Source organism: uncultured Cetobacterium sp., from assembly GCF_945952365.1.
Taxonomy (GTDB): domain Bacteria; phylum Fusobacteriota; class Fusobacteriia; order Fusobacteriales; family Fusobacteriaceae; genus Cetobacterium_A.
Genome location: NZ_CAMFHX010000023.1, coordinates 19691 through 39936, shown reverse-complemented (window position 1 = coordinate 39936; position 20246 = coordinate 19691). Strand labels below are relative to the sequence as shown.

The 20246-nt window shown below is 27.6% G+C and carries 19 protein-coding genes and 1 riboswitch; of the genes, 12 read left to right on the top strand and 7 right to left on the bottom strand.

Going from position 1 to position 20246, the window contains the following annotated elements:
- The first annotated feature begins 69 nt into the window (after positions 1–69).
- A complete protein-coding gene (locus Q0O83_RS08785; RefSeq protein ID WP_294096294.1) occupies positions 70–1371 on the top strand; it encodes an ABC transporter substrate-binding protein in 1302 nt (433 codons plus the stop codon).
- 73 nt (positions 1372–1444) lie between these two features.
- Here the strand turns inward: Q0O83_RS08785 and Q0O83_RS08780 are convergent, their stop codons facing one another.
- Positions 1445–2227: a MerR family transcriptional regulator gene (locus tag Q0O83_RS08780; protein WP_294096292.1), complete on the bottom strand. Its 783-nt coding sequence runs from the start codon at positions 2225–2227 to the stop codon at positions 1445–1447.
- 74 nt (positions 2228–2301) lie between these two features.
- Between Q0O83_RS08780 and Q0O83_RS08775 the strand changes: the two genes are divergently transcribed.
- From Q0O83_RS08775 to Q0O83_RS08765, 3 genes are read left to right on the top strand one after another with little or no spacing between them, the layout of a single operon-like run.
- Positions 2302–3621, top strand: coding sequence for an MATE family efflux transporter (locus Q0O83_RS08775; protein WP_294096289.1), 1320 nt, complete (start codon positions 2302–2304; stop codon positions 3619–3621).
- 41 nt (positions 3622–3662) lie between these two features.
- On the top strand, positions 3663–3827 hold the full coding sequence (locus Q0O83_RS08770; RefSeq protein ID WP_294096287.1) for a hypothetical protein: 165 nt from the start codon (positions 3663–3665) through the stop codon (positions 3825–3827).
- Between the two features lie 7 nt (positions 3828–3834).
- On the top strand, positions 3835–4515 hold the full coding sequence (locus Q0O83_RS08765; protein WP_294096284.1) for a hypothetical protein: 681 nt from the start codon (positions 3835–3837) through the stop codon (positions 4513–4515).
- A 77-nt stretch (positions 4516–4592) separates the two neighbouring features.
- Here the strand turns inward: Q0O83_RS08765 and Q0O83_RS08760 are convergent, their stop codons facing one another.
- Both Q0O83_RS08760 and Q0O83_RS08755 read right to left on the bottom strand, forming a co-directional pair.
- Positions 4593–5051 (bottom strand): D-Ala-D-Ala carboxypeptidase family metallohydrolase, encoded by a 459-nt coding sequence (locus tag Q0O83_RS08760; protein WP_294096282.1) that lies wholly within the window; start codon positions 5049–5051, stop codon positions 4593–4595.
- A gap of 95 nt (positions 5052–5146) precedes the next feature.
- The gene (locus tag Q0O83_RS08755; protein WP_294096296.1) at positions 5147–5764 is read right to left on the bottom strand and encodes a CatB-related O-acetyltransferase; all 618 of its coding nucleotides are present in this window, start codon (positions 5762–5764) and stop codon (positions 5147–5149) included.
- Positions 5765–5925: 161 nt separating this feature from the next.
- Here Q0O83_RS08755 and Q0O83_RS08750 point away from each other — a divergent pair, with 161 nt between their 5' ends.
- From Q0O83_RS08750 to Q0O83_RS08730, 5 genes are all read left to right on the top strand, one after another.
- Positions 5926–6249 carry a hypothetical protein gene (locus tag Q0O83_RS08750; protein ID WP_294096279.1) on the top strand — a complete coding sequence of 108 codons (324 nt, stop codon included), beginning with the start codon at positions 5926–5928 and terminating at the stop codon, positions 6247–6249.
- Between the two features lie 102 nt (positions 6250–6351).
- Positions 6352–6711 carry a hypothetical protein gene (locus Q0O83_RS08745; RefSeq protein WP_294096277.1) on the top strand — a complete coding sequence of 120 codons (360 nt, stop codon included), beginning with the start codon at positions 6352–6354 and terminating at the stop codon, positions 6709–6711.
- A gap of 109 nt (positions 6712–6820) precedes the next feature.
- A complete protein-coding gene (locus tag Q0O83_RS08740; RefSeq protein ID WP_294096273.1) occupies positions 6821–7483 on the top strand; it encodes a response regulator transcription factor in 663 nt (220 codons plus the stop codon).
- Between the two features lies 1 nt (position 7484).
- Positions 7485–8816, top strand: coding sequence for a HAMP domain-containing sensor histidine kinase (locus Q0O83_RS08735; protein ID WP_294096271.1), 1332 nt, complete (start codon positions 7485–7487; stop codon positions 8814–8816).
- 66 nt (positions 8817–8882) lie between these two features.
- Positions 8883–9698, top strand: a complete 816-nt coding sequence (locus Q0O83_RS08730; protein ID WP_294096269.1) for a nitroreductase family protein — start codon at positions 8883–8885, stop codon at positions 9696–9698.
- Between the two features lie 121 nt (positions 9699–9819).
- Here Q0O83_RS08730 and Q0O83_RS08725 read toward each other — a convergent pair whose 3' ends face one another.
- From Q0O83_RS08725 to Q0O83_RS08715, 3 genes are read right to left on the bottom strand one after another with little or no spacing between them, the layout of a single operon-like run.
- A complete protein-coding gene (locus Q0O83_RS08725; protein ID WP_294096267.1) occupies positions 9820–11502 on the bottom strand; it encodes a cation:proton antiporter in 1683 nt (560 codons plus the stop codon).
- Positions 11489–13030 carry a Na/Pi symporter gene (locus tag Q0O83_RS08720; RefSeq protein WP_294096266.1) on the bottom strand — a complete coding sequence of 514 codons (1542 nt, stop codon included), beginning with the start codon at positions 13028–13030 and terminating at the stop codon, positions 11489–11491. The genes Q0O83_RS08725 and Q0O83_RS08720 overlap by 14 nt, the downstream gene beginning before the upstream one ends.
- A 9-nt stretch (positions 13031–13039) precedes the next feature.
- On the bottom strand, positions 13040–13939 hold the full coding sequence (locus Q0O83_RS08715) for a L,D-transpeptidase (protein WP_294096264.1): 900 nt from the start codon (positions 13937–13939) through the stop codon (positions 13040–13042).
- Between the two features lie 185 nt (positions 13940–14124).
- On the opposite strand from Q0O83_RS08715, the gene Q0O83_RS08710 reads away from it, so the two are divergent.
- Entirely contained in the window at positions 14125–15108 is a 984-nt protein-coding gene (locus Q0O83_RS08710; RefSeq protein ID WP_294096262.1) for a YhdH/YhfP family quinone oxidoreductase, read from the top strand.
- Entirely contained in the window at positions 15105–17636 is a 2532-nt protein-coding gene (locus Q0O83_RS08705; RefSeq protein WP_294096260.1) for a flavocytochrome c, read from the top strand. The genes Q0O83_RS08710 and Q0O83_RS08705 overlap by 4 nt, the downstream gene beginning before the upstream one ends.
- Positions 17637–17777: 141 nt before the next feature.
- Here Q0O83_RS08705 and add read toward each other — a convergent pair whose 3' ends face one another.
- Entirely contained in the window at positions 17778–18785 is a 1008-nt protein-coding gene (add, locus tag Q0O83_RS08700) for an adenosine deaminase (RefSeq protein WP_294096258.1), read from the bottom strand.
- A 63-nt stretch (positions 18786–18848) separates the two neighbouring features.
- Positions 18849–18948, bottom strand: a riboswitch (purine riboswitch).
- A 233-nt stretch (positions 18949–19181) separates the two neighbouring features.
- Here add and Q0O83_RS08695 point away from each other — a divergent pair.
- Positions 19182–20216, top strand: coding sequence for a LacI family DNA-binding transcriptional regulator (locus Q0O83_RS08695; protein ID WP_294096256.1), 1035 nt, complete (start codon positions 19182–19184; stop codon positions 20214–20216).
- The last annotated feature ends 30 nt before the right edge of the window (positions 20217–20246 follow it).

Here is a 20246-nt window from a genome sequence, read left to right as displayed (position 1 = left end):
CCTCAAAGGATTGGAGTAGTTTCAATAAATTTTAAGTTAACAGAAACTTTAAAATAAATGGGAGGAAAGATGAATTTAAAGAAATTAGTAGCATTTGGATTGGGGTTAACTTTATCAACAACACTTTTAGGAAAAGAAAAGGTAGTATTTTGGCACTCGATGAGTGGAGGGCTTCAAACTAGCTTAAATAAAATTGTTTCAGATTATAATAGTTCTCAAAACAGTGTAGAGATTGAAGCGATTTATCAAGGGTCTTATGAAGAGACAATCGGAAAATTTAAAGCTATATCAGGAACAAAAGATGCACCTACTCTTATTCAAATGAATGATATCTCTACATCATTCATGTATAACAGTGGAGCTATAACTCCTATGCAAAACTTTATTGAGCAGGATAAGTTTGATGTAAATACATTAGAGGATGCACTTTTAAACTACTACAGAATAGATGGAAAGTTATACTCTATGCCATTTAACTCATCAACAGCGATAATGATATATAATAAAGATGCATTTAGAGAAGCTGGATTAGATCCAAACACTCCACCAAAAAGTTATGCTGAGTTTGCTGAGTACTCAAAGAAATTAGTTAAAAAGAACAGCAACGGTTCTGTTGATAGATACGGTTCAGCAGTACTTATGTATGGATGGTTTATCGAGCAGTTCTTAGCTAATGATGGAGTTACGTATGTAGATAAAAATAATGGAAGAACTGGAGAAACTCCAACATCTGTAACATATAAAAAAGATTTACCAAAAATTTTAGAATTCTTAAGAGGGATGTATAAAGATGGTTCTGCAACGTCATATGGAAGAGACTGGGATTCTATAAGAACAGCATTCTCATCTGGAAAGGTAGCAATGTATTTCGATTCATCTGCTGGAATTAAGGGAGTTATAAACAACTCTAACTTTGAAGTTGGAACAGGATTTGTTTTAAATGAAAGTGGAAACTTCAACGGAAGTGTTGTTGGAGGAGCATCTCTTTGGATAACAAACTCATCTGCTGATTCAACTCAAAAAGCAGCTTGGGACTTTATTAAATATGCTACATCAAAAGATGTTCAATCTTATTGGTCAATTAACACTGGATACTACCCAGTAAATAAAGCTTCTTACGATACAGCAGAGATGAAACAAAATATGGAACAATATCCACAATTTGGAACTGCTGTTGCTGAGATAAAAGAGACAAAACCATCTTACTCAACTCAAGGAGCTATTATAGGGGTATTCCCAGAGCTTAGAGATAAAATGGTTGAAGCTATGGAAGCAAACTACGAAGGAAAAACTTCAGTATCTAAAATTGTAGATAAGCATATTGCTGACTCTGATAGAATAATTCAAAGATACAATAGAATTAACAAATAACTTTATATTATTAATACCCTTTACTATAAAAACTCCTCGTTAGGATAGTTAGACTATCCAAGCGAGGAGTTTTTTACAAATCTATTGGAGAGAAAATACTTACAAGAGATCTCTCTTTATTTTTACTGTCTAGCTTTGAGACATAGGCTATTTCGAGATATTCATTCTTAGTTTGAAGATTATTTTCTATACTAAAATCTTCAATTTTTTTAAAGAAATCCTTAGTATGGAAAGCTGCACTTTCAGTATAAAATGAGACTCCACGAGCTGAATATTTTACTTCACTTTTAATGGAATATGAAGCTATAATAAGTTCAGTATAGATTTCAGGAGAATCTTTATTCGTTTTTAAAACGATAAATGTGTCACTGATGTTATGAGGAGATTTAAAACTTTTCAAAACTTTTCTTATATGAGTTTCAATATCCGCAATATTTTTCATTTCACCTTTAGAACTACCTAAAATATAAAAGCTTATATCTTCTAAATCAGGAGATTTATCTAACTTAAAAATAGCATGTTCTAAATTATTTTCTAACTCTTCTAAGTTGTTTTTCAGATTTTGTAACTTTTCAATTTGTAATTGAACCATATATTTTTGAAAAATTATTGATTCTAAAATATTTTCTAAGCTATTTTCTTCATATAAAAGACATTTTATCTTATCTAAAGAGAATCCAAGAGCTTTACATCTTTTAATAAAATCTATTTGTAAAAATTGATCAATTGAGTAATATCGATACTTTGTATCTTGATCTATATGTGAGGGTTTTAGAAGTCCCTCTTTATCATAGTGACGTAGGGTTTGAATAGTTATATTATTTAATTTTGCTGTTTCACCGATTGAAAAAATCATTTCTCCTCCAAATATATTTTGACTCTATTGTTACAATAGAGTATACACTAAAGAGTATTAAAGGAGGAAGTAAAATGTTTAAAGAATTTATTAAGTACGCAGTACCTGCTGTGTTTGCAATGTTTATCTCATCGATGTATGTTATAGTTGATGGTATTTTTGTTGGGCAAGGAGTTGGAGCTTTAGCACTTGGAGCAGTAAATTTAGTTATGCCAATTTCAATTTTATTTTTTGGGATAGCTTCGATGTTTGCAGTTGGTGGAGGAACTCTTATATCTGAAAGTTTTGGAAATGGTAATATAAAAAAAGGTATCAGTATATTTAGAGAGACACTATTATTTTTATTAATTTTAAGTTTAGTTTTAAGTTTTACATTTTTTATATTTTCAAAACAGATAATAATGTTTTTAGGTGCAAGTGATACAATATTAGAACTTGGAAATACCTATTTAAAATATTATGTAGCGTTTTGTATTCCAAACATAATTGGAATATCTTTGAGCAGCTTTATAAGAAATGATGGGAACCCAAAGTTAGCTATGATAGCTACAGTTTCAGGAGCTTGTTTAAATATAGCTTTAGATTATATATTTATATTTATTTTTAAATGGGGAATAAAAGGAGCAGCTATAGCAACGGGATTAGGGCAGATTCTAACGGTTTTAGTTATACTATTGCACTTCCTATTTAAAAAGGGTCATCTTTCTTTTGGTAAAAGTAGAATATATAAAGAGAATATTTTTAATTTTGTAAGAATAGGATTTCCATCATTTTTTATGGAGATTACATTTTCAATTATAATATTTTGTATGAATTTAGCTATTTTAAAAATTGGAAATGAAAATCAAATGGCATCGTTTGGAATTATAAACTATTTAACAACAATCGTTTATATGTTACTATTAGGACTATCGTTTGGAGTTCAGCCACTATTTAGTTTTAATCACGGAGCTAAGAACTATGAAAAAGTTTCTAAATTCTATAAATTTACAATGATGGCAGCACTTACTATAAATTTAGTTTATTTTATTATCCTATATATTTGGGGAAATAAAATTATTGGATTCTTCACAAACGATATATCTATTATAAATGAAACTTATATAGGACTGACTATATTTAATCTTGCATTTTTTGTTATAGGAATTAATGTTATTCAATCTGGATATTATCAAGCTATAAATAACCCTGAAAAATCAAACATTATCTCAATATTTAGATCGATAGTATTTTTCCCGGTAGTGTTATTTATCAGTTCTAAAAGTTTAGGATTGAATGGTATCTGGTTAAGTACTTTATTCTCAGAGATTTTATGTTTAATAACTTGGAATATTATATTTAAAAAAGAAGTGAAAAATTATATAAAAAAAGTCTTCCTTTTCTCTACAAATTAGTATAAAATATAGTTGTAGAATTTATTCGGGAGGGATATATTTTGAAAATTTTAAACCAAAATAGACATTCAATAGAACATGAGTTATGTGAAAAAATAGCAGATGAGTTAATACCTAAATTAGCGAAATTAGATTTTGAATTGAAATCTATCAAACTTGAGAAAACAAAAGATAACTTATTGAAGTTAAAATTAATAAAGGCATAGTTTTACGATGATATATATACTAGTTGTCGCTATTGGAATGGTGCTATTTTTTTATATAAAAAGTTCTAAAAAATCTAAATATACCAGTAGAGTAAGGGTTAGAGGTTCTAATGTAAGAGTTCCACAACACCCCGAAGTTACAGTAAGAAAAAATGTTGTGACTTCACAAAAAATTGAACCAGAAAAAGAGGAGATATCAGAAGATTATAAAAAAATAATTTTTTATACAGTTGATACTGTCTCTAATCTTTTGGATATTCCAAAGATTACAGCAATAAAAATGGGGTTTAATTTAAAAACTGGTGAGTTTATTCGTTTAGAAGAGTTTCAAAATACGGATAAAGAAGCTTTTAAAATTTTTTCAAATGATGTAAAACATTTTGTCACACACAATGTAAAGCTTAATGAAAGTACATTAGATTTAAATCAAAAAATACAATTTTGTACAATGCTTACAAATATAAATATTGTTGAGATAAAAAATTCAAATGGAAGAAATAGATGGCCTAAGTTGCTTGAGGTTTCAAAATATTATGGATTGAAATCTAATGAGGATTTAATTTCAAGTAATCTTAATATAACAAAATTGACAATTCAAGTTTTCCAAAAGATGTTAAAACATCCGAAGGGATCAATATGTGTTAGAGATTTTATCTTTAATGATGTTTCTTATAAAATAGAGTTATAAGAGAGCTAAGTAGAAAATTAAATAAAAATTAAAAAACCGTGATATAATTTCACGGTTTTTTGTTTATGTAAAAATATTCATCTTAAAATATATTGGTTTCTTTCTTTTGATATATTTTTATTAAAACTTATATGAACTCTATTTTGTTTACGATAATATATTAATTGGTCATAACTTATATTAGCTTTATCCAATTTAGATTTTATAGTTTTTGCACTACCATTTATTTTGAAATCAATAGCCAAGCCATCTTTGTGTTGAGAGTTTTTGACACCTTTTACTTTTTTGTTTAATAAGTCCCCTCTATACCAACTTGTTATATAGATATCTTTTTTTAGAATCTCTTTAACTTTATCGAGTCTTTTAGCGGCGTAGATAACATTAGTGTTACTTTTTGGTAGATTATTAATTTTATATCTTTGTGCTGTTGCACTTTTAGTAGCGTCTTTTAGTTTGAAATATTTAGAAATTTGTAGATTTTCTTTTCCGTATAGAGATACAGAGCAGAGTAAGCTTAATAATAATAAAAATTTCATAGATAATTGCGTTCTCCTATATATAATTACAGTATAAATATACCCGTATACCCTATATTTATACTATGTTAAAAGTGTTTTGTCAAATTTTTTATTTAACGTTTGGAAAATAAAAGTAAGTCATCAATATTCTCGCTATTAATAAAAGGTAATGCTTCATTAATTTTAATAACGTCCCAATTCCACCATTTTATTTCTAAAAGTTTAGAAATATCTTCATCTGAAAATCTTTTCTTAATGATTTTTGCAGGGTTTCCACCTACAATTGTATATGGAGGAACATTTTTAGTGACTACAGATTTAGCAGCTATAACAGCACCGTCGCCAATTTCAATTCCAGGCATTATAAGAGCTTCACTTCCAATCCAAACATCATTTCCTATAATAGTATCTCCTTTTCTTTTGAACCCATTTTTAGCATTTGGAAAAATTTTAGGATTGAATGGAAAAGTTGATATCCATGAATAATTATGACCTTGATTTCCAGCTAGCATAAAAATAGCTCCCGATCCTATAGAACAAAATTTTCCAATAATTAATTTATCAAATTCAAACACCTCACCAAAAATCTCTTTATAATTTTTAGTACTGTTATCACCTAGTAAATAACGCACACAAAATTCATCAAAAGGTTTTTCGTGATAATAACCAGAGTAATAAGAAAAATCACCAACAGATATATTTGGATTTTTTATATGTGATTTTAATTCAATTCCTTCTAACCAACTTTCAAAAACTTGTTTTTTCAATTTAATAGCTCCTTTAAAAATTTGTTTCAGATTATTATACAATTTTTGACACAAATTAGAAACATAAAATTGTTAATATGTTTGTGAGAGAAAAATGGGAAAATTATTATTGGAGGATTAAAAGTATGAAAAAAATAGTTTTATTAGGAGCGGTTATTTTAAATATAACATCTATTTTAGCTTCAGAAGAGATTAATTTAAATGAGTTTGATTTATATTTAAAACCCGAGCAAAAGATAGCTTATGAATATATATTTGGTACAAATGAAAAGTTATTAGACAGCTATAAAATAGAACTGAAAAATTTAAAAAGTTCAAGTAGAGATTACAATAAAAAATTGGAGTTTTTAAACTCTAAAATTCAAGAGTTAGAAAAAAATAGAGATACAGAGATTCAAAAGTTAAAATTAGATATAAAAAATAATCCACAGAGATATCAAAAAATTTAAAAAATAAAAAATACAATTGAAACAATTCTGTAACAAACTTTTGTTAATATAGATGTATAAAGAACAGAGAAAAAATAAAAAATAGATAAGGGAGTGATTTTAATGAAAAAATTATTATTTGTAGGAATGTTAGCTTTATCAGCGGTATCTTTTGCTAAAGGACATGGAAATATGGGTGGAATGAATCATGGAAATGGTGGAATGATGAATGGATCAATGAGCTGTGGAATGATGAGTGGTGGACACAATGGAAACCATATGGGAATGAATATGTCTCCTGAGTTAAGAAAAGAGATGCAAGGTGATATGATAAAAATTCAAGAGAAAAGATTAGAAATAAGCAAAATTATGAATACATCAAACCCAGATATGAAAAAAGTTGAGGTTTTAAATGGAGAGATAGCAAATATCAGAGCTGCTCACATGACTGAAATGCAACAAAACATGATGAAAACAAATTAATCTAATAGTTGAGATAAATAATATAGAAGCAATAAAAAGGCGGGGTAAACTCGTCTTTTTGTTGTATAATATATTGATGAAAAGTGAAAGAGAATAGGGAGTGAAGTTGATGAAAAGAAAAATACTTATTATAGAGGATGAAGAAAATTTAGCAAATATAATTGGAAAAACTTTAATTAAAGAGAGATTTGAGATAAAGATAGTAACTAGAGGAGATGAGGCTTTAGAGGAGTTTTACTCTTTTTCACCGTCACTAGTTCTTTTAGATATAAATTTACCTAAAAAAAATGGTTGGGATATTTGTAAAGAGATAAGACAGTTTTCAAAAGTTCCAATAATTATAATGACAGCTCGGGATACAGAGTTAGATGAAATACATGGATTAGAGCTTGGAGCAGATGACTATATTACGAAGCCTATAAGTACAAAGATAATTTTATTAAAAATAAAGAAACTTTTAAAAATGGAAAGTGATGAGTTTTTCAATTTAGATGGGTTAACTTTTGATTACAATAGATTTAAAGTTATTATAGATGGAGAAGAGGAGATAATTTTAAGCAAAAGAGAAGCTTTGCTTTTAGAATATTTTTTTAGAAACGAAAATATAATTTTAGGAAGAGAGACTTTATTAAATGAAGTTTGGGGATTTGAGTTTAGTGGAGAGGAAAGAGCTGTTGATACTCTTGTAACTCGTCTTCGAAAGAAACTTGGAATCTATGGTGACTATATAAAATCAATAAGAGGAGTTGGATATGTTTTCAATCAAAATTAAAATGAATTTATTTCGAAAGATATTTGGATTTTCAATTTTTATAATACTTACAACTCTTTTGACAAACTATTTTTTTAATGCTATTTTTTTAGAAAAATTTTATATATATAGAAAAAAAGAGATGATGATGAGAGTGATTGAAACTGGTAGATATATATATGAAACTCAATCAGAAGATAGTTATGAAAACTATGTTTATGATGTAAAAGAAGCTATGGGAATAGATATAGATGTAAAAACGATAAAAAAAAATCATATGATGGGAAATCATATGATGAGAAGAACTACTAATGTAAACAATCCTGTTTACAATAAGTTTGAAGTCCAAGAACTTCTGGGAAATGACGCAAAAAGTTTGTATTATGCTGAAAAGCTTTCAGAAGAGAAGGCTATTTTTGTTAGAACATCTCTTTCAGTGATTCAATCTCACAGTCATGAGAGTAATATATTTAATATAATTACAGCTTTGATAGCCTCATTGATTTCGTTGATTGCGGGAGTTGTTTTTTCAAAGAGAATAACAAAAGATATAAGTTATTTAAAGGAGAAAGCTGATAAGATTTCAAAATTAGAGTTTCCAGAAAATATAAGTATACCTAGAGAGGACGAGATTGGAGATTTGAGTAGAAATTTAGAGAAGATGTCAAATGAGCTTTCGACTTCTATAAATAATTTAAAATCCTTTGTATCAAATGCTTCTCATGAGCTAAGGACTCCGATAGCAGTTATTTGTGCTCATGCCACAGCTCTTTTAGAAGAGGAGACTTTAGATTTAACAGAGAAAAGACGATACCACGAAATAATTTTAAAGGTTGGAAATGAAATGAAGGATTTAACAGAGAATCTGTTGACTCTTTCGAAGTTAGATAGTAGTGTTTTCAAAGTAAAAAAAGAAAAGTTGGATTTAAATGAAATTCTAAATGATGCTTTAGAAAAATATGATATAATAGAGCTTGAAAAAGATATAGAGATAAATGTTTCTATTAAAACAAGTAATATCTTAGGCGATTCAAGACTATTAAAATTGATTTTTAATAACTTGATTCAGAATGCTTTAAAGTATAGTAAAGTTGGAGGAAGAATAGAGATTTTTGAAAAAGATGAATTTTTATTTATTGAAAATAGTTTTGATGGAATAATTGAGATTGATAAAAAAAATCTACTTCAGCCTTTTGCAAGAGGAAAAAATGCAGAAGAGTTCAAACTTGATGGTATGGGATTGGGATTATCTATCGTTCAAAAGGCCTCTGATTTAGGAGATATTGAATATGATATAGTTATTGATAGGGAGATGTTTATAGTAAAATTAAAGATGTTTAATGAAAAAAATTAATATAATTATTGGGAGAATGGTATATAATATAATGAGTAAATAAATTTTTATTTGGAGGATGATTTTATGTTTAAGGTTAATACTGAAAAATGTATCGGGTGTGAGCTGTGTACTAAGGATTGTTTTGTAAAAGATATCGAGATGGTAGAGGGAAAAGCTGAAATAAAAAATGTAAGATGTTTTAAGTGTGGTCACTGTATAGCTGTTTGCCCTGTGGCAGCAATTTCTACAGATGAATATGATATGAATGATGTAATAGAATATGATAAAGATAGCTTTGAATTAGATGCAGATAATCTTTTAAACTTTATAAGATTTGAAAGAACAATTAGACATTTTAAGAATCAAGATGTAGAGAATGAAAAAATATTAAAAATAATAGAAGCTGGAAGATTTACTCAAACAGCAAGTAATGCACAAAATGTAAACTATGTTGTGGTGAAAGAGAGTATTCAAGATGTTAGAAAAATGACTTTAGAAACTCTTAAAGCTATGGGACATCATATTTTAGAAAATTCAACAAATCCTTTGTATAAAAAATATGCAGGGATGTGGATAAAGATGCATGATGATTTTATTATAAATCCTGATGGAGAGGACAATTTATTCTTTAAAGCACCGGCTCTTATTATGGTTACGTCAGAGCATGCTCTTAATGCAGGATTGGCTTCTGCAAATATGAAGTTGATGGTGGATGCTTTGGGATTAGGGACTGTATTTAGTGGTTTCTTAGTGAGAGCAGCAGAGGAAAATCCAGCAATAAAAGAGTTTTTAGGAATTGACAAATCTCAAAACTTAGTGGCATGTATGGTAGTGGGTTATCCAAATATAAAGTACAGAAGGACTACTCCAAGAAGAAAACCTAATATAATTTGGAAATAAACTACCATCACAATAAGATAGGCTTGATAAAAGATTCGTAAATAAAATATTATATTTATCGATATCAGAAAAAATAGAAAACCCCGACCTTAGAAATTTTCTCAGGTCAGGGATTTTTTTCTTATATTAGAATTTTTTCTAATATATATTTTTCAACATCTTTTTCTAAAACTATTGTATTTATTTCACTGATAGCATCACATTTTTTAGAAAACTCTGTAAGTTTTTTAACTATTTTAATTTGATTTTCTTCCTCATTTTCAGTAGTTAATATTAAGAATATATTTTTAGTAAATTTTCCATCTAAAGAGTCCCAATTTATAGGATTTTCTAAGCGTGCATATAAAATTTTTGTTTTAGTTTCACCTTTTATATTTCCTTTGGGAATAGCAATGCTATTTTCTAATCCAGAGCAACTAATCTCTTCTCTATGTAAAGCATTTTCTAAAATATTAGTTTCATTGTATTCTAAATTTAATTGATTTAACAATTTACAAAGCGCTTCTTTTTTGTTTTGAGCTTTTAATTTTATTCCTGGATATATTAAAATTTCAAAACTTTCTAAATAGTTAAAACGTTTAGAAGCAAATGATAACCAAGGACCACCAATTATAGACGAAAGAATTGCTGCGAAAACTATCGCTACAAATAATTCTTTATTTAATAATCCGAAACTTAAAGCTATCAGACTCACGACTATGTGCATCTCTCCTCCAGGAGTATGAGCTATTGATATTATATTTCTATATTTTGTTTTATTTGATAAAGTTGAACCAATCCAAGCTCCTAAGTATCTACCAGCAACACCAACAACAGTTATAAAAAGAGCTAAGAATAGGTTGAAATTTTCAAAAAAATTGATTTTCAAACCAATATTTACAAAGAATAAAGATGCAAATATAGAATATACAAAATTATGTACGGTGTTTCTAGCACTTTTTGTGAAAATCGGTGAATCACCAGCTACAATTCCAGCTATAAAAAATCCAAAAAGTGTATGAATGCCAATCTCTAAAGTTATCAAACCAAAAATAACACCAGTTGATATTAAAATAGTTAGCACTCCTTGAATACCATCACTATCTTGATTAACAACTTTTGAAAAGAGCCAATTTACAACTTTTTTTCCTATATTTAGAGCTAAAAATGTAAAAATTCCAGTATATACTACGATTTTTAGAGCTATCTCCCAATTAAAAGATTTCAGTGAAAAAAGAGAAAGTAAAAGTGTAAATATAATCCATCCAATTATATCGTTAATTGTGAGTGCTGATATTATTAAAAATCCTAAATCACTTTTCATTATTCCAACTTCTCGTAAAGCTCTAATAGCAATAGGAAGAGCACTTATTGTCATAATAACGGATATAAAAAAAGAGGTTATAAATTTATTATCACTAAATTCAAAATATATATTAGGTAAAAAATAAATAAAAATCATAGAGAATAGTATAGGTATTACTATATCTGAAGCAGAAATAACTATTGCATTTTTTCTTTGTTTCCAAATACTTGAAAAATCTACTTCTATTCCAGTTGACAAAAGTACTAAAAATAATCCAAACCACCCTAATGTATCTAACATAGCTACTTGGACAAGATTTTGTGGGAATATAAAGTTATATATTTTAGGAAAAAATGTACCTAATATTGTAGGACCTAAAATAATCCCTATTAATAAATCACCTGTTATAGTGGGTTGGTTTATTTTCTTCAAAAAACTATTTATAAAATTTGTTGATACAAAGATTATAGAAAGTTGAAGTAGTAGATAAAATATATTTGTCTCATCAATTCCGATCATTTTTTCCTCCAAATATTTTTTGGTTTAATTTTACTAAATCTTTAAAATGAACGATTATTCGTTTATATAATGTTAATATTTTTAAGTTTTCTAAATTTGATTCTTTTTCTTCGAAACTACTGATTTCTTTTTCTAAAAAAAGTATATTTTCATAAGAAGTTTCTAACTGATCAACTTTTTTATCTTCATAAGATATTCTAATATCATCAAAAATAATATTTAAAACTTTATAAAAATTCATAATCTCTTTTCTCAGATTCTCTTTTAATAAGCTTTTTTTTATTTTTAATAGATATTTTGCTATGATTTTTAGTTCAATTAGAATCTTAATATATCTATAAATTTTAAAACTATCTATATTTTTTTCTAAAGTATTAGATTTTAAAATGAAATACTCAAGCACCTCTTTTTCTATAAGTGTAATTTTTTTATAACTTTTTTTATCTTCATTTTTTTCAAAAATCTCTTCAATAATATTCATAACTTTAATTATCTCTTTATTAAAAATGTTTATCATTGTATTTGATGTTATTTCTAAAAATGTATTTAACTCTGTTACTGAAATCGATTTTTTATCAACTTTTCCTTTATAAATATTAGCAAACATTCTTTCAATAGTTCCAAAGAAAGGTAAAAATATAAGAGTATTTATAACATTTACAAAAGTGTTTGCTACAGCAGTTTTTATTGCTATTCCATTAGATGCTGTTAAAATCTCTATAATTTTTACATATGAAGGAAATATTATAATAAAGAATATAGCTAAAATAAACTTTATAAAAAAACAGAGTAATGCCGTTCTTTTAGCTTCGTAATTACTATTTAAGGCAGAAATAACAGGAGTGATTGTTGTTCCTATATTTGTTCCTAATATTAAAGCTAATATCGTTTCTAAATTTATTAATCCTTGAAGAGCCAGTGTTAAGATAATTCCTACTGCCGCAGAAGAGGATTGGATTATAGCTGTAACAACTGTACCTATAGCAACAATTTTTATTATATTAGAATAAGTATCAGCTTTAAAGAGTGTAAAAAGAGCTATAAAATCAGCATTATTTCTTAAAGGATTTATAGAACTACTCATATATTGTAAACCTAAAAGTAATAACCCAAAACCAAATATAAACTTTCCTTTTGATTTTTGAATCTCTTTGCTTGAAAAAAAATAGATTGTACTTCCTATAGCTATTAAAGGTATTGAAAAATTAGTTATTTTAAAACTAAATATCCAACCAGTTGCAGTAGTACCAATATTAGTTCCTAAAATCAGTCCTATTGAATCTTTTAAAGTTAAAATACCCGAATTTACCAAACTAACAATTAAAACTGATACAACCGAAGACGATTGAATTATTCCTGTTACAATAGCTCCAGTAGCAATAGACTTGTATTTATTTTGAGTTAATTTTTTTAAATATTCTTTTATATTTTCACCGAAAATTTTTTGACTTTCTTTTGAAATCAATTCGAGTGCATATAAAAATATTCCTAAACTACCTATGAATTCGATTAAAATATTCCAAATCATAAAATCACTCTACTCGATAACAATTAGTAAAGTATTTAATGGTTTTACCCAATCATAAACATACTTAGCATGAGACGAAGCATTTCTAACACACATTCTAGATCTAGGTGTTGAACCTAAAGTTGGAGAATACTCAATAATACTTGTTCTAGGAAGTTCTACAGGTATCCCGTGAATATATCCGCCTCCTGAAAATCTAGTGGCATGAGGAGCAAATCCTGCAATTTGAGAAGAGCTTCCTAGTTTCAAATAGTTCATTCTAGGTTTTTTATCTTGAATAACAAAAGTTCCTAAAGGAGTTGGATAATTATGTGGTAGTCTATCTAAACCTGTTGTAGCTGGATTCATACTTCTAATTAACCATTCACTATTATTTTTTTGTAGTGTTACTATATTTTGATTTTTTCTATCTATGAATATCAATTTATCTGTAGGTGTATTTGATATCTGTTTTACATATTTTTTAGGAGTCCACCATTCTCCTTCAATACTTTCTATTTTTATTTTTACGAACCCCTCTTTTTCATCTAAAATTCCTACGAAAGAACCATCCCATCCATATCTTATTGGTTTTTTATTTAAAGATTCGTATAAAGGTATACCTTGGTGTCTTCGAACACCGTATTTGTCTCTTTCTGGTGATGTTAGAAAATTCTCTAATTGAGCAGGATTTCCATTTGAATTTCTAAAATTTCTTAAAGTTCCTATTTTAGTGTACTCTTTTTTAAAGTTTTCAATATTAGATATTTTATCTTCGATTTTTTTCCATTGAAACTCTCTATCTACATTCTTATATTTATAAAAATGATCTAAAGTGTATTTTTCATAGGATAATTCTTTTCTTAATATAACCTCGGCTGAAAAAGTTAAATTAAATAAAGCTAAAAAAATCAGGGCTATTTTTTTCATAATTTCCTCCTCTAATCAAATATTACTTATATTTATTATTCAGTATAATAAACTTTAATCTTTTTTATATTCTAAATTTTATAAAAGGATTTATATATTTTTTTCATAAAATCTTAATATGTTGACTTTAACCCAAGGGTATGGTTTATAATCTTAATATAAAATAAATATTTTGGAGGAATATTATGAAGTTTAAAGCTTTTTTAGTAACAGAAATTGGAGATTCTTTAGATAGAAGCATTGTGGAAAAAAATTTAGATGATTTACCTGATCACGACACTTTAATTAAGGTTAGTTATAGTTCATTAAACTATAAAGATGCTTTATCAGCGAATGGAAATAGAGGTGTAACAAAAGTTTATCCACATACACCAGGTATTGATGCTGCAGGTGTAATTGTAGAAAGTAAAAATCCAGAGTTAAAACCTGGAACAGAAGTTATTGTGACTGGTTATGATTTTGGAATGAACACTTCAGGAGGGTACCAAGAATTCGTAAAAGTTCCATCTGAATGGGTGGTACCTCTTCCTAAGAATATGACATTAAAAGAGAGCATGATTTATGGAACAGCTGGTTTAACTGCTGCAATTTCAGTTTATAAACTGATTGTTAAAGGAGAAATAAAGCCTGAAGATGGAGAAATTTTAGTAACAGGAGCTACAGGTGGTGTAGGATCAGTTGCAGTTAAAATTTTAAGCGAGTTAGGGTATGAAGTTGTAGGAGTTACAGGTAAAGCTGAAGAAAGTGAATTCTTATTAAATATTGGAGCCAAAAGAGTTATAAAAAGATCTGATGTAGATGACACTTCAAGACCAATATTAAAGGGAATCTATGCTGGAGTCATAGATACAGTTGGTGGAAATATTCTTTCTACAGGTATAAAATCTTTAAAATACAATGGAGTAGCAACAACTTGTGGAAATGTTGCAGGCGCTTCATTCGAATCATCTGTTTATCCTTTTATAATAAGAGGGGTAACTCTTTATGGAGTAGACTCTGTTCAAATTAGTACGAGTGAAAGAGAGCTTTTATGGAACAAACTTTCTACAGATTGGAAGATTGATGATTTAGATAAGCTTTCTACAGAGATTACATTAGAAGATTTAAATGATAAAATTGAACTCATTTTAAAAGGTAGAAATAAAGGAAGAGTAGTTGTTAAGTTATGAAAAAAGAGTTGTATTTGATTGGTGAGATATCAAAAATAACAGGACTTTCAAATAAAACTCTGAGATATTACGATGAAAATAGTATTTTAAAACCAGATTATGTTGATCCAAATAATGGTTATAGATATTATAGTGAGTATCAGATTTTAAAATTACAAAATATAATTACTCTTAAAGATAACGGATTTTCTTTAGAAGAGATAAAAAAAAGATTTGACGATGCAGAATCTAGAGATATGAATGGTTTTTTTGATATTTATAAAAAGAAAATCGAAGATATAGATATTGAAATTGAGAATCTAAAAAATAGTAAAAAAAGACTTCAAAATCTTTTAGATGAGTTTTCATATTTAGAAGTAGATAAAATTATATTGAAATGTTTACCGGAAAAATTCTTATATAATTTAGATATTATTACCAATAAAGATTTAAATAACTCGATTTTTGATATTTATAAAATTATTGAGGCATCTGTTGAGTGTGGCAGTGCTCATCTTGGTAAACAGTTTAAATTACTAAATTCTAAGGGATGTTCAAGTGAAAAAATAAGTGAATTTTTACTTTTTAAAAATGAGAATTATTTAAAAAATATAGAAAAGATTAAAAAAAATGAGTATATAACAATAAGATATAGATATGGAAATAGAGAGGAAGCTTTGAAAAAAATTTTAGATTATATATCTTTAAATAAAATTAATGTTGAGCCTGTTATCTATGAGATTGATATTATAAATTCATTTTTATCTCGAAACAAAAATGAATACATAACAGAGATTCAGATTCCTATAAAAACAGTTATATTCGACGAGGAGAGAAAAATGAAAAATGGAAAATTTATAGGAATTGGAAAAGGATATGGAGGAGATATTTCTGTAGAAATAGAGATTGTTGAGAATACTATAAAAAATATAGAGATTCTTTCTCACAATGAAACTAAAATAATTTCAGATCCAGCTTTTGTTCAGATACCAAAATCAATATTAGAAGCTAATAGTATTTTAATACCTAATGTTTCTGGATGTTCTATGAGCTCAAGAGGTATTAGAGAAGCTGTAAAAAATGCTTTAATTGAAGCTGGAGAAAATTTTGATAAACTTGAAATTCAAATGCTTGAAGCTGAAAACTTAGTTAAAATAGGAGATGGTGCAAGTAAGAAGATTATAAAGCCGATTGAAAATTTTGATGTTGTTATTGTAGGAGCTGGAGGGGCTGGATTATCAGCAGCTATTTCTGCAGCTTCTAAAGGAGCTAAGGTAGTTTTATTAGAGAAAATGTCGTCTATAGGTGGAAATACTCTTATTTCTATGGGTGGAATAAATATTCCTGGAAATGATGCACAGATAGAGAAAGATATCAAAGATTCAGTGGAACTTTATAAAAAAGATATTCTTTTAGGTGGAGATAATAAAAACTCTCACGAACTTCTTGATATTTTTGTCAATGAAGCACTACCAATATATAGATGGCTTAAAGATGAGATCAAGGTTTCTTTTAAAAATGAACTTATCCATTTTGGAGGACATACAGTACCAAGAGCAGCAGTATTTTCTGGTAAATATGCTGTTGAACTAATTGCAAAGCTTAGAGCTAAAGCCGTATCTTTGGGAGTGGATATTAGAACAGGAGTTCGTTCTAAAGAGTTAATAACTGAAAATGATTCAAAGGTAGTTGGAATTTTAGCAACTATTGAAGAAAAAGATGTTAAGTTTATGGCTAAAAAAGGGGTTATTTTAGCGACCGGTGGCTTTAGTGGAAATATAGAGTTAAGAAAAAAATACAATCCAAGTTTAGATGAGAGATATAAAACAACAAATATAAGTGGAATAACGGGTGATGGACATTTAATGTGTGAAAAAGTTGGAGCTGACTTTATCCAAATGGAATATATTCAAACATTCCCAATATCTAATCCAGAAACAGGAGAGCTTTCTCATGTGGGTGGAAGTAGATTTGATGGAGCTATATTAGTTAATAAATCAGGTGATAGATTTGTTGAGGAATTAGAAAGAAGAGACACCGTTTCAGAAGCTATACTTGAACAAGAAAATGGTGTTGGATACTTAGTTTGGAGTAAAGAAGTTGAAGCTATAACTAGCTATGTTAGTAAAAATAAAGAAGAGGTTGAGAGATTAAAAAATTCTAACTTAATTGCAATTTCAGATAGCTTAGAAGAAGCTGCTAATTTTATGAATATTGATGAAGAAAATCTTTTAAAGACAATTGAAAGATATAATAGTTTTGTTAGAAATAAAAAGGATTTAGATTTCAATAGAAGAGGGACCCTTGTATCTATAGAGAAAGGACCATTTTATATTCAAAAAGTAGCTCCTGCAGTTCATCATACAATGGGTGGAGTTCGTATTAATAATCAGAACCAAGTTCTTGATAAAAAAGGTAGTATAATAGAGGGATTATTTGCAGCTGGAGAGATTGTTGGAGGTCTTCATGGAACAAATAGATTAGGAGGAAATGCTATCACTGAAATAATTGTTTTTGGAAAAAGAGCTGGAGAAAATATATTAAAATAAAATCTAAATAAAGCCCTCTAAAAAATGGGGTATACTTTTATACCTAATGAGTTTTTTAGGGGGCTTAAAATTGATTTTAAAGGGTCATTTTTTAGGGGTATTTTTTGATGATTTTTAAGAAGTCCCACTAATAGATATAATCTAATTTTTAAACTTCTCTAAATCAGCTTTCAGTTTATTTTTAACCTCTGAAGTTGTAAAAGCCGCTTCAACAGAAGTTAGATATATATTTTTATAGATTTCAAAATCCATATTGAAATTATCTTTAGAAACAAGAATCTCATTAGTTAAAGTGGTATTAGAAACAGTTCTATTATCAGTATTTATTGTTACATTTATTCCATCTTTATAGAAATCTAAAAGAGGATGATTTTCAAAATTCTCAACAGCTTTAGTTTGAACATTACTCGTAGGACACATCTCTAATGTAATTCCATTTTCTTTTACAATATCATAAGCGGCTTTACAATTTTTTATATGGATTCCATGACCAATTCTCTCAGCATGTAGCATTTGAACAGCGTCTAAAACGTTTTCTCCAATTCCAGTTTCACCAGCATGTATAGTAACTCTATAACCATACTCTCTTCCAAGTTCGAATGGCTTTATAAATCTTTCACAGAACCCTTTTTCTTCACTAGCACATAGATCTATAGCCACAACACCATCACCTAAGAATCTTTTTCCAGCCTCAATAACATCGTAGATAGTTTCAGCAGGCATATGTCTTAGGAATGATAAAATAAGATTTCCTTTTATATCGTATATCTCTTCAGCTTTTTTAATTCCGTTAATAACACTTTCTAGAATCTCTTCAACAGAAAGCCCCTTATTTATATGAAGTAATGGAGCAAATCTAATCTCAATATATTTTATATTTTCTTTAGCAGAATCTTCCATAAGTTCAAAAGTGATTCTTTCTAAACTTTCTTTAGATTGCATAATAGCAACAGGAATTTCGAACTTTTCTAAATACTCATCAAGAGATGTACACTCCATAGGAGCAATCATAATATTTCTAATAGTTTCTATATCATAACTAGGAAGTTTAACATTTTCAATTTTTGATAACTCAATAATAGTTTCAGGTCTTACACTTCCATCAAGATGACAGTGTAACTCGATTTTTGGTAATTTGTTTAAATTCATATTTTTTCTCCTTCTAAATAAAAAATTATAAAAAAAATCCTGCACACGAAGAAAATATGGCAATGATAGACATATCTTCTTCGTAAGCAGGAATTATGGTTCCGTGGTAGAGACCCCTATACCAGATTAATAGGGTTATACGAAGTTGTTTATTTAATTTTCATATATTTAAAAAATATATTTCAATTATTATATATTAAATAATAATGTCTGTCAATAAAAAATATTTAACTAAAAAAGTTAAGTATAAAAAATAGAAGTTTTTTTACTTCAGTAAAAAAAGAAAAATACTTTTTTAATAAAAAATGTTTATTTTTCTATTTTTTATTTTATAATACGTACATAAATATTTTTTTAAAAAACTTTTGGACAGCCGTCCAAAAAGAAAGGCGTAATATGAAAAAAGAAAATTTGAAAATAGATAGTACAGAAATAGCTAAATTAGCAGGAGTTTCAAGAAGTACAGTTTCAAGAGTTTTAAATAATCATCCAAATGTGAGTGCTAGGAATCGACAAAAAATCTTAAAAATAATAGATGAGTATAACTATATTCCAAATTTAAATGCTCAGACATTGGCAGGGAAAAAAAATAGTGTAATTGGAGTTTTTATATACGAACCCAATATGAGATTGGAAACAACTGCTATGGATACAGCATACTTTATGGATTTTACAGATACTGTTGTAAAAGAAGCTTTTTTAGAAAATCATCAAATCTTAGTAGATTATGTAAAAGATTTTAATGATGAAAAAAGAATTGAAGCTTTTTTTAAAAACGGAAATGTTTCAAGTGGAATATTTATTGGTTTTTTAAGAGATAATCTGTTTTTAGAAAAAATGATAAAAAGTGAATACAGGGTTGTGGTAGTAGACTATGCCAAAGAAATTAACAATATGGCTCAGAAAACTTTATACATAAATACAGATGATTATGGTGGAGTATCCTCTATTATGGAGAAAATTTTAGAAAAAAATTTAAAACAGCCACTTATATTTCTAGGAGATTTGAATAAACTTTCTGGATTTGAAAGAAAAAGAGCGTATGAAGATAGTTTAAAAAATAAAAAAATAGATATCGATAAAAATCTAATTTTAAAATCAGATTATTGTAGAGAAAATGCTTATAGCGATATGGTTCAAATATTAAAAAATGATATAAAATTTGATGCTATTTTTTCATCAAGTGATAATATGCTATTTGGAATCGTAAAAGCTTTGAAAGAGTTTGAAGTTGATTATCAAAAATTAGAGATTTGGGGATTCGATAATTTAAAATATACAGTTCCAATGGGTTTTAAAACAGTGTCACCTATGTTAAAAGAAACAGCTAAAAAAAGTATCAAATTCTTAGTTTCTGAGTTTGTAGAAACAAGAGTTGAATATACAAAGACAAAACTAATAGGGAGCATGATAGATTATTTTGAAGATTAAATTTTTTTAAAATTTTAAAATAAATATAAG

What these genes read in the sequence shown, in the direction of transcription:
- Q0O83_RS08785 (WP_294096294.1), top strand. Translation starts at nt 70, where the DNA reads ATGAATTTAAAGAAATTAGTAGCATTTGGATTGGGGTTAACTTTATCA.
- Q0O83_RS08780 (WP_294096292.1), bottom strand. Translation starts at nt 2,227, where the DNA reads ATGATTTTTTCAATCGGTGAAACAGCAAAATTAAATAATATAACTATT.
- Q0O83_RS08775 (WP_294096289.1), top strand. Translation starts at nt 2,302, where the DNA reads ATGTTTAAAGAATTTATTAAGTACGCAGTACCTGCTGTGTTTGCAATG.
- Q0O83_RS08765 (WP_294096284.1), top strand. Translation starts at nt 3,835, where the DNA reads ATGATATATATACTAGTTGTCGCTATTGGAATGGTGCTATTTTTTTAT.
- Q0O83_RS08760 (WP_294096282.1), bottom strand. Translation starts at nt 5,051, where the DNA reads ATGAAATTTTTATTATTATTAAGCTTACTCTGCTCTGTATCTCTATAC.
- Q0O83_RS08750 (WP_294096279.1), top strand. Translation starts at nt 5,926, where the DNA reads ATGAAAAAAATAGTTTTATTAGGAGCGGTTATTTTAAATATAACATCT.
- Q0O83_RS08745 (WP_294096277.1), top strand. Translation starts at nt 6,352, where the DNA reads ATGAAAAAATTATTATTTGTAGGAATGTTAGCTTTATCAGCGGTATCT.
- Q0O83_RS08740 (WP_294096273.1), top strand. Translation starts at nt 6,821, where the DNA reads ATGAAAAGAAAAATACTTATTATAGAGGATGAAGAAAATTTAGCAAAT.
- Q0O83_RS08735 (WP_294096271.1), top strand. Translation starts at nt 7,485, where the DNA reads ATGAATTTATTTCGAAAGATATTTGGATTTTCAATTTTTATAATACTT.
- Q0O83_RS08730 (WP_294096269.1), top strand. Translation starts at nt 8,883, where the DNA reads ATGTTTAAGGTTAATACTGAAAAATGTATCGGGTGTGAGCTGTGTACT.
- Q0O83_RS08725 (WP_294096267.1), bottom strand. Translation starts at nt 11,502, where the DNA reads ATGATCGGAATTGATGAGACAAATATATTTTATCTACTACTTCAACTT.
- Q0O83_RS08720 (WP_294096266.1), bottom strand. Translation starts at nt 13,030, where the DNA reads ATGATTTGGAATATTTTAATCGAATTCATAGGTAGTTTAGGAATATTT.
- Q0O83_RS08715 (WP_294096264.1), bottom strand. Translation starts at nt 13,939, where the DNA reads ATGAAAAAAATAGCCCTGATTTTTTTAGCTTTATTTAATTTAACTTTT.
- Q0O83_RS08710 (WP_294096262.1), top strand. Translation starts at nt 14,125, where the DNA reads ATGAAGTTTAAAGCTTTTTTAGTAACAGAAATTGGAGATTCTTTAGAT.
- Q0O83_RS08705 (WP_294096260.1), top strand. Translation starts at nt 15,105, where the DNA reads ATGAAAAAAGAGTTGTATTTGATTGGTGAGATATCAAAAATAACAGGA.
- add (WP_294096258.1), bottom strand. Translation starts at nt 18,785, where the DNA reads ATGAATTTAAACAAATTACCAAAAATCGAGTTACACTGTCATCTTGAT.
- Q0O83_RS08695 (WP_294096256.1), top strand. Translation starts at nt 19,182, where the DNA reads ATGAAAAAAGAAAATTTGAAAATAGATAGTACAGAAATAGCTAAATTA.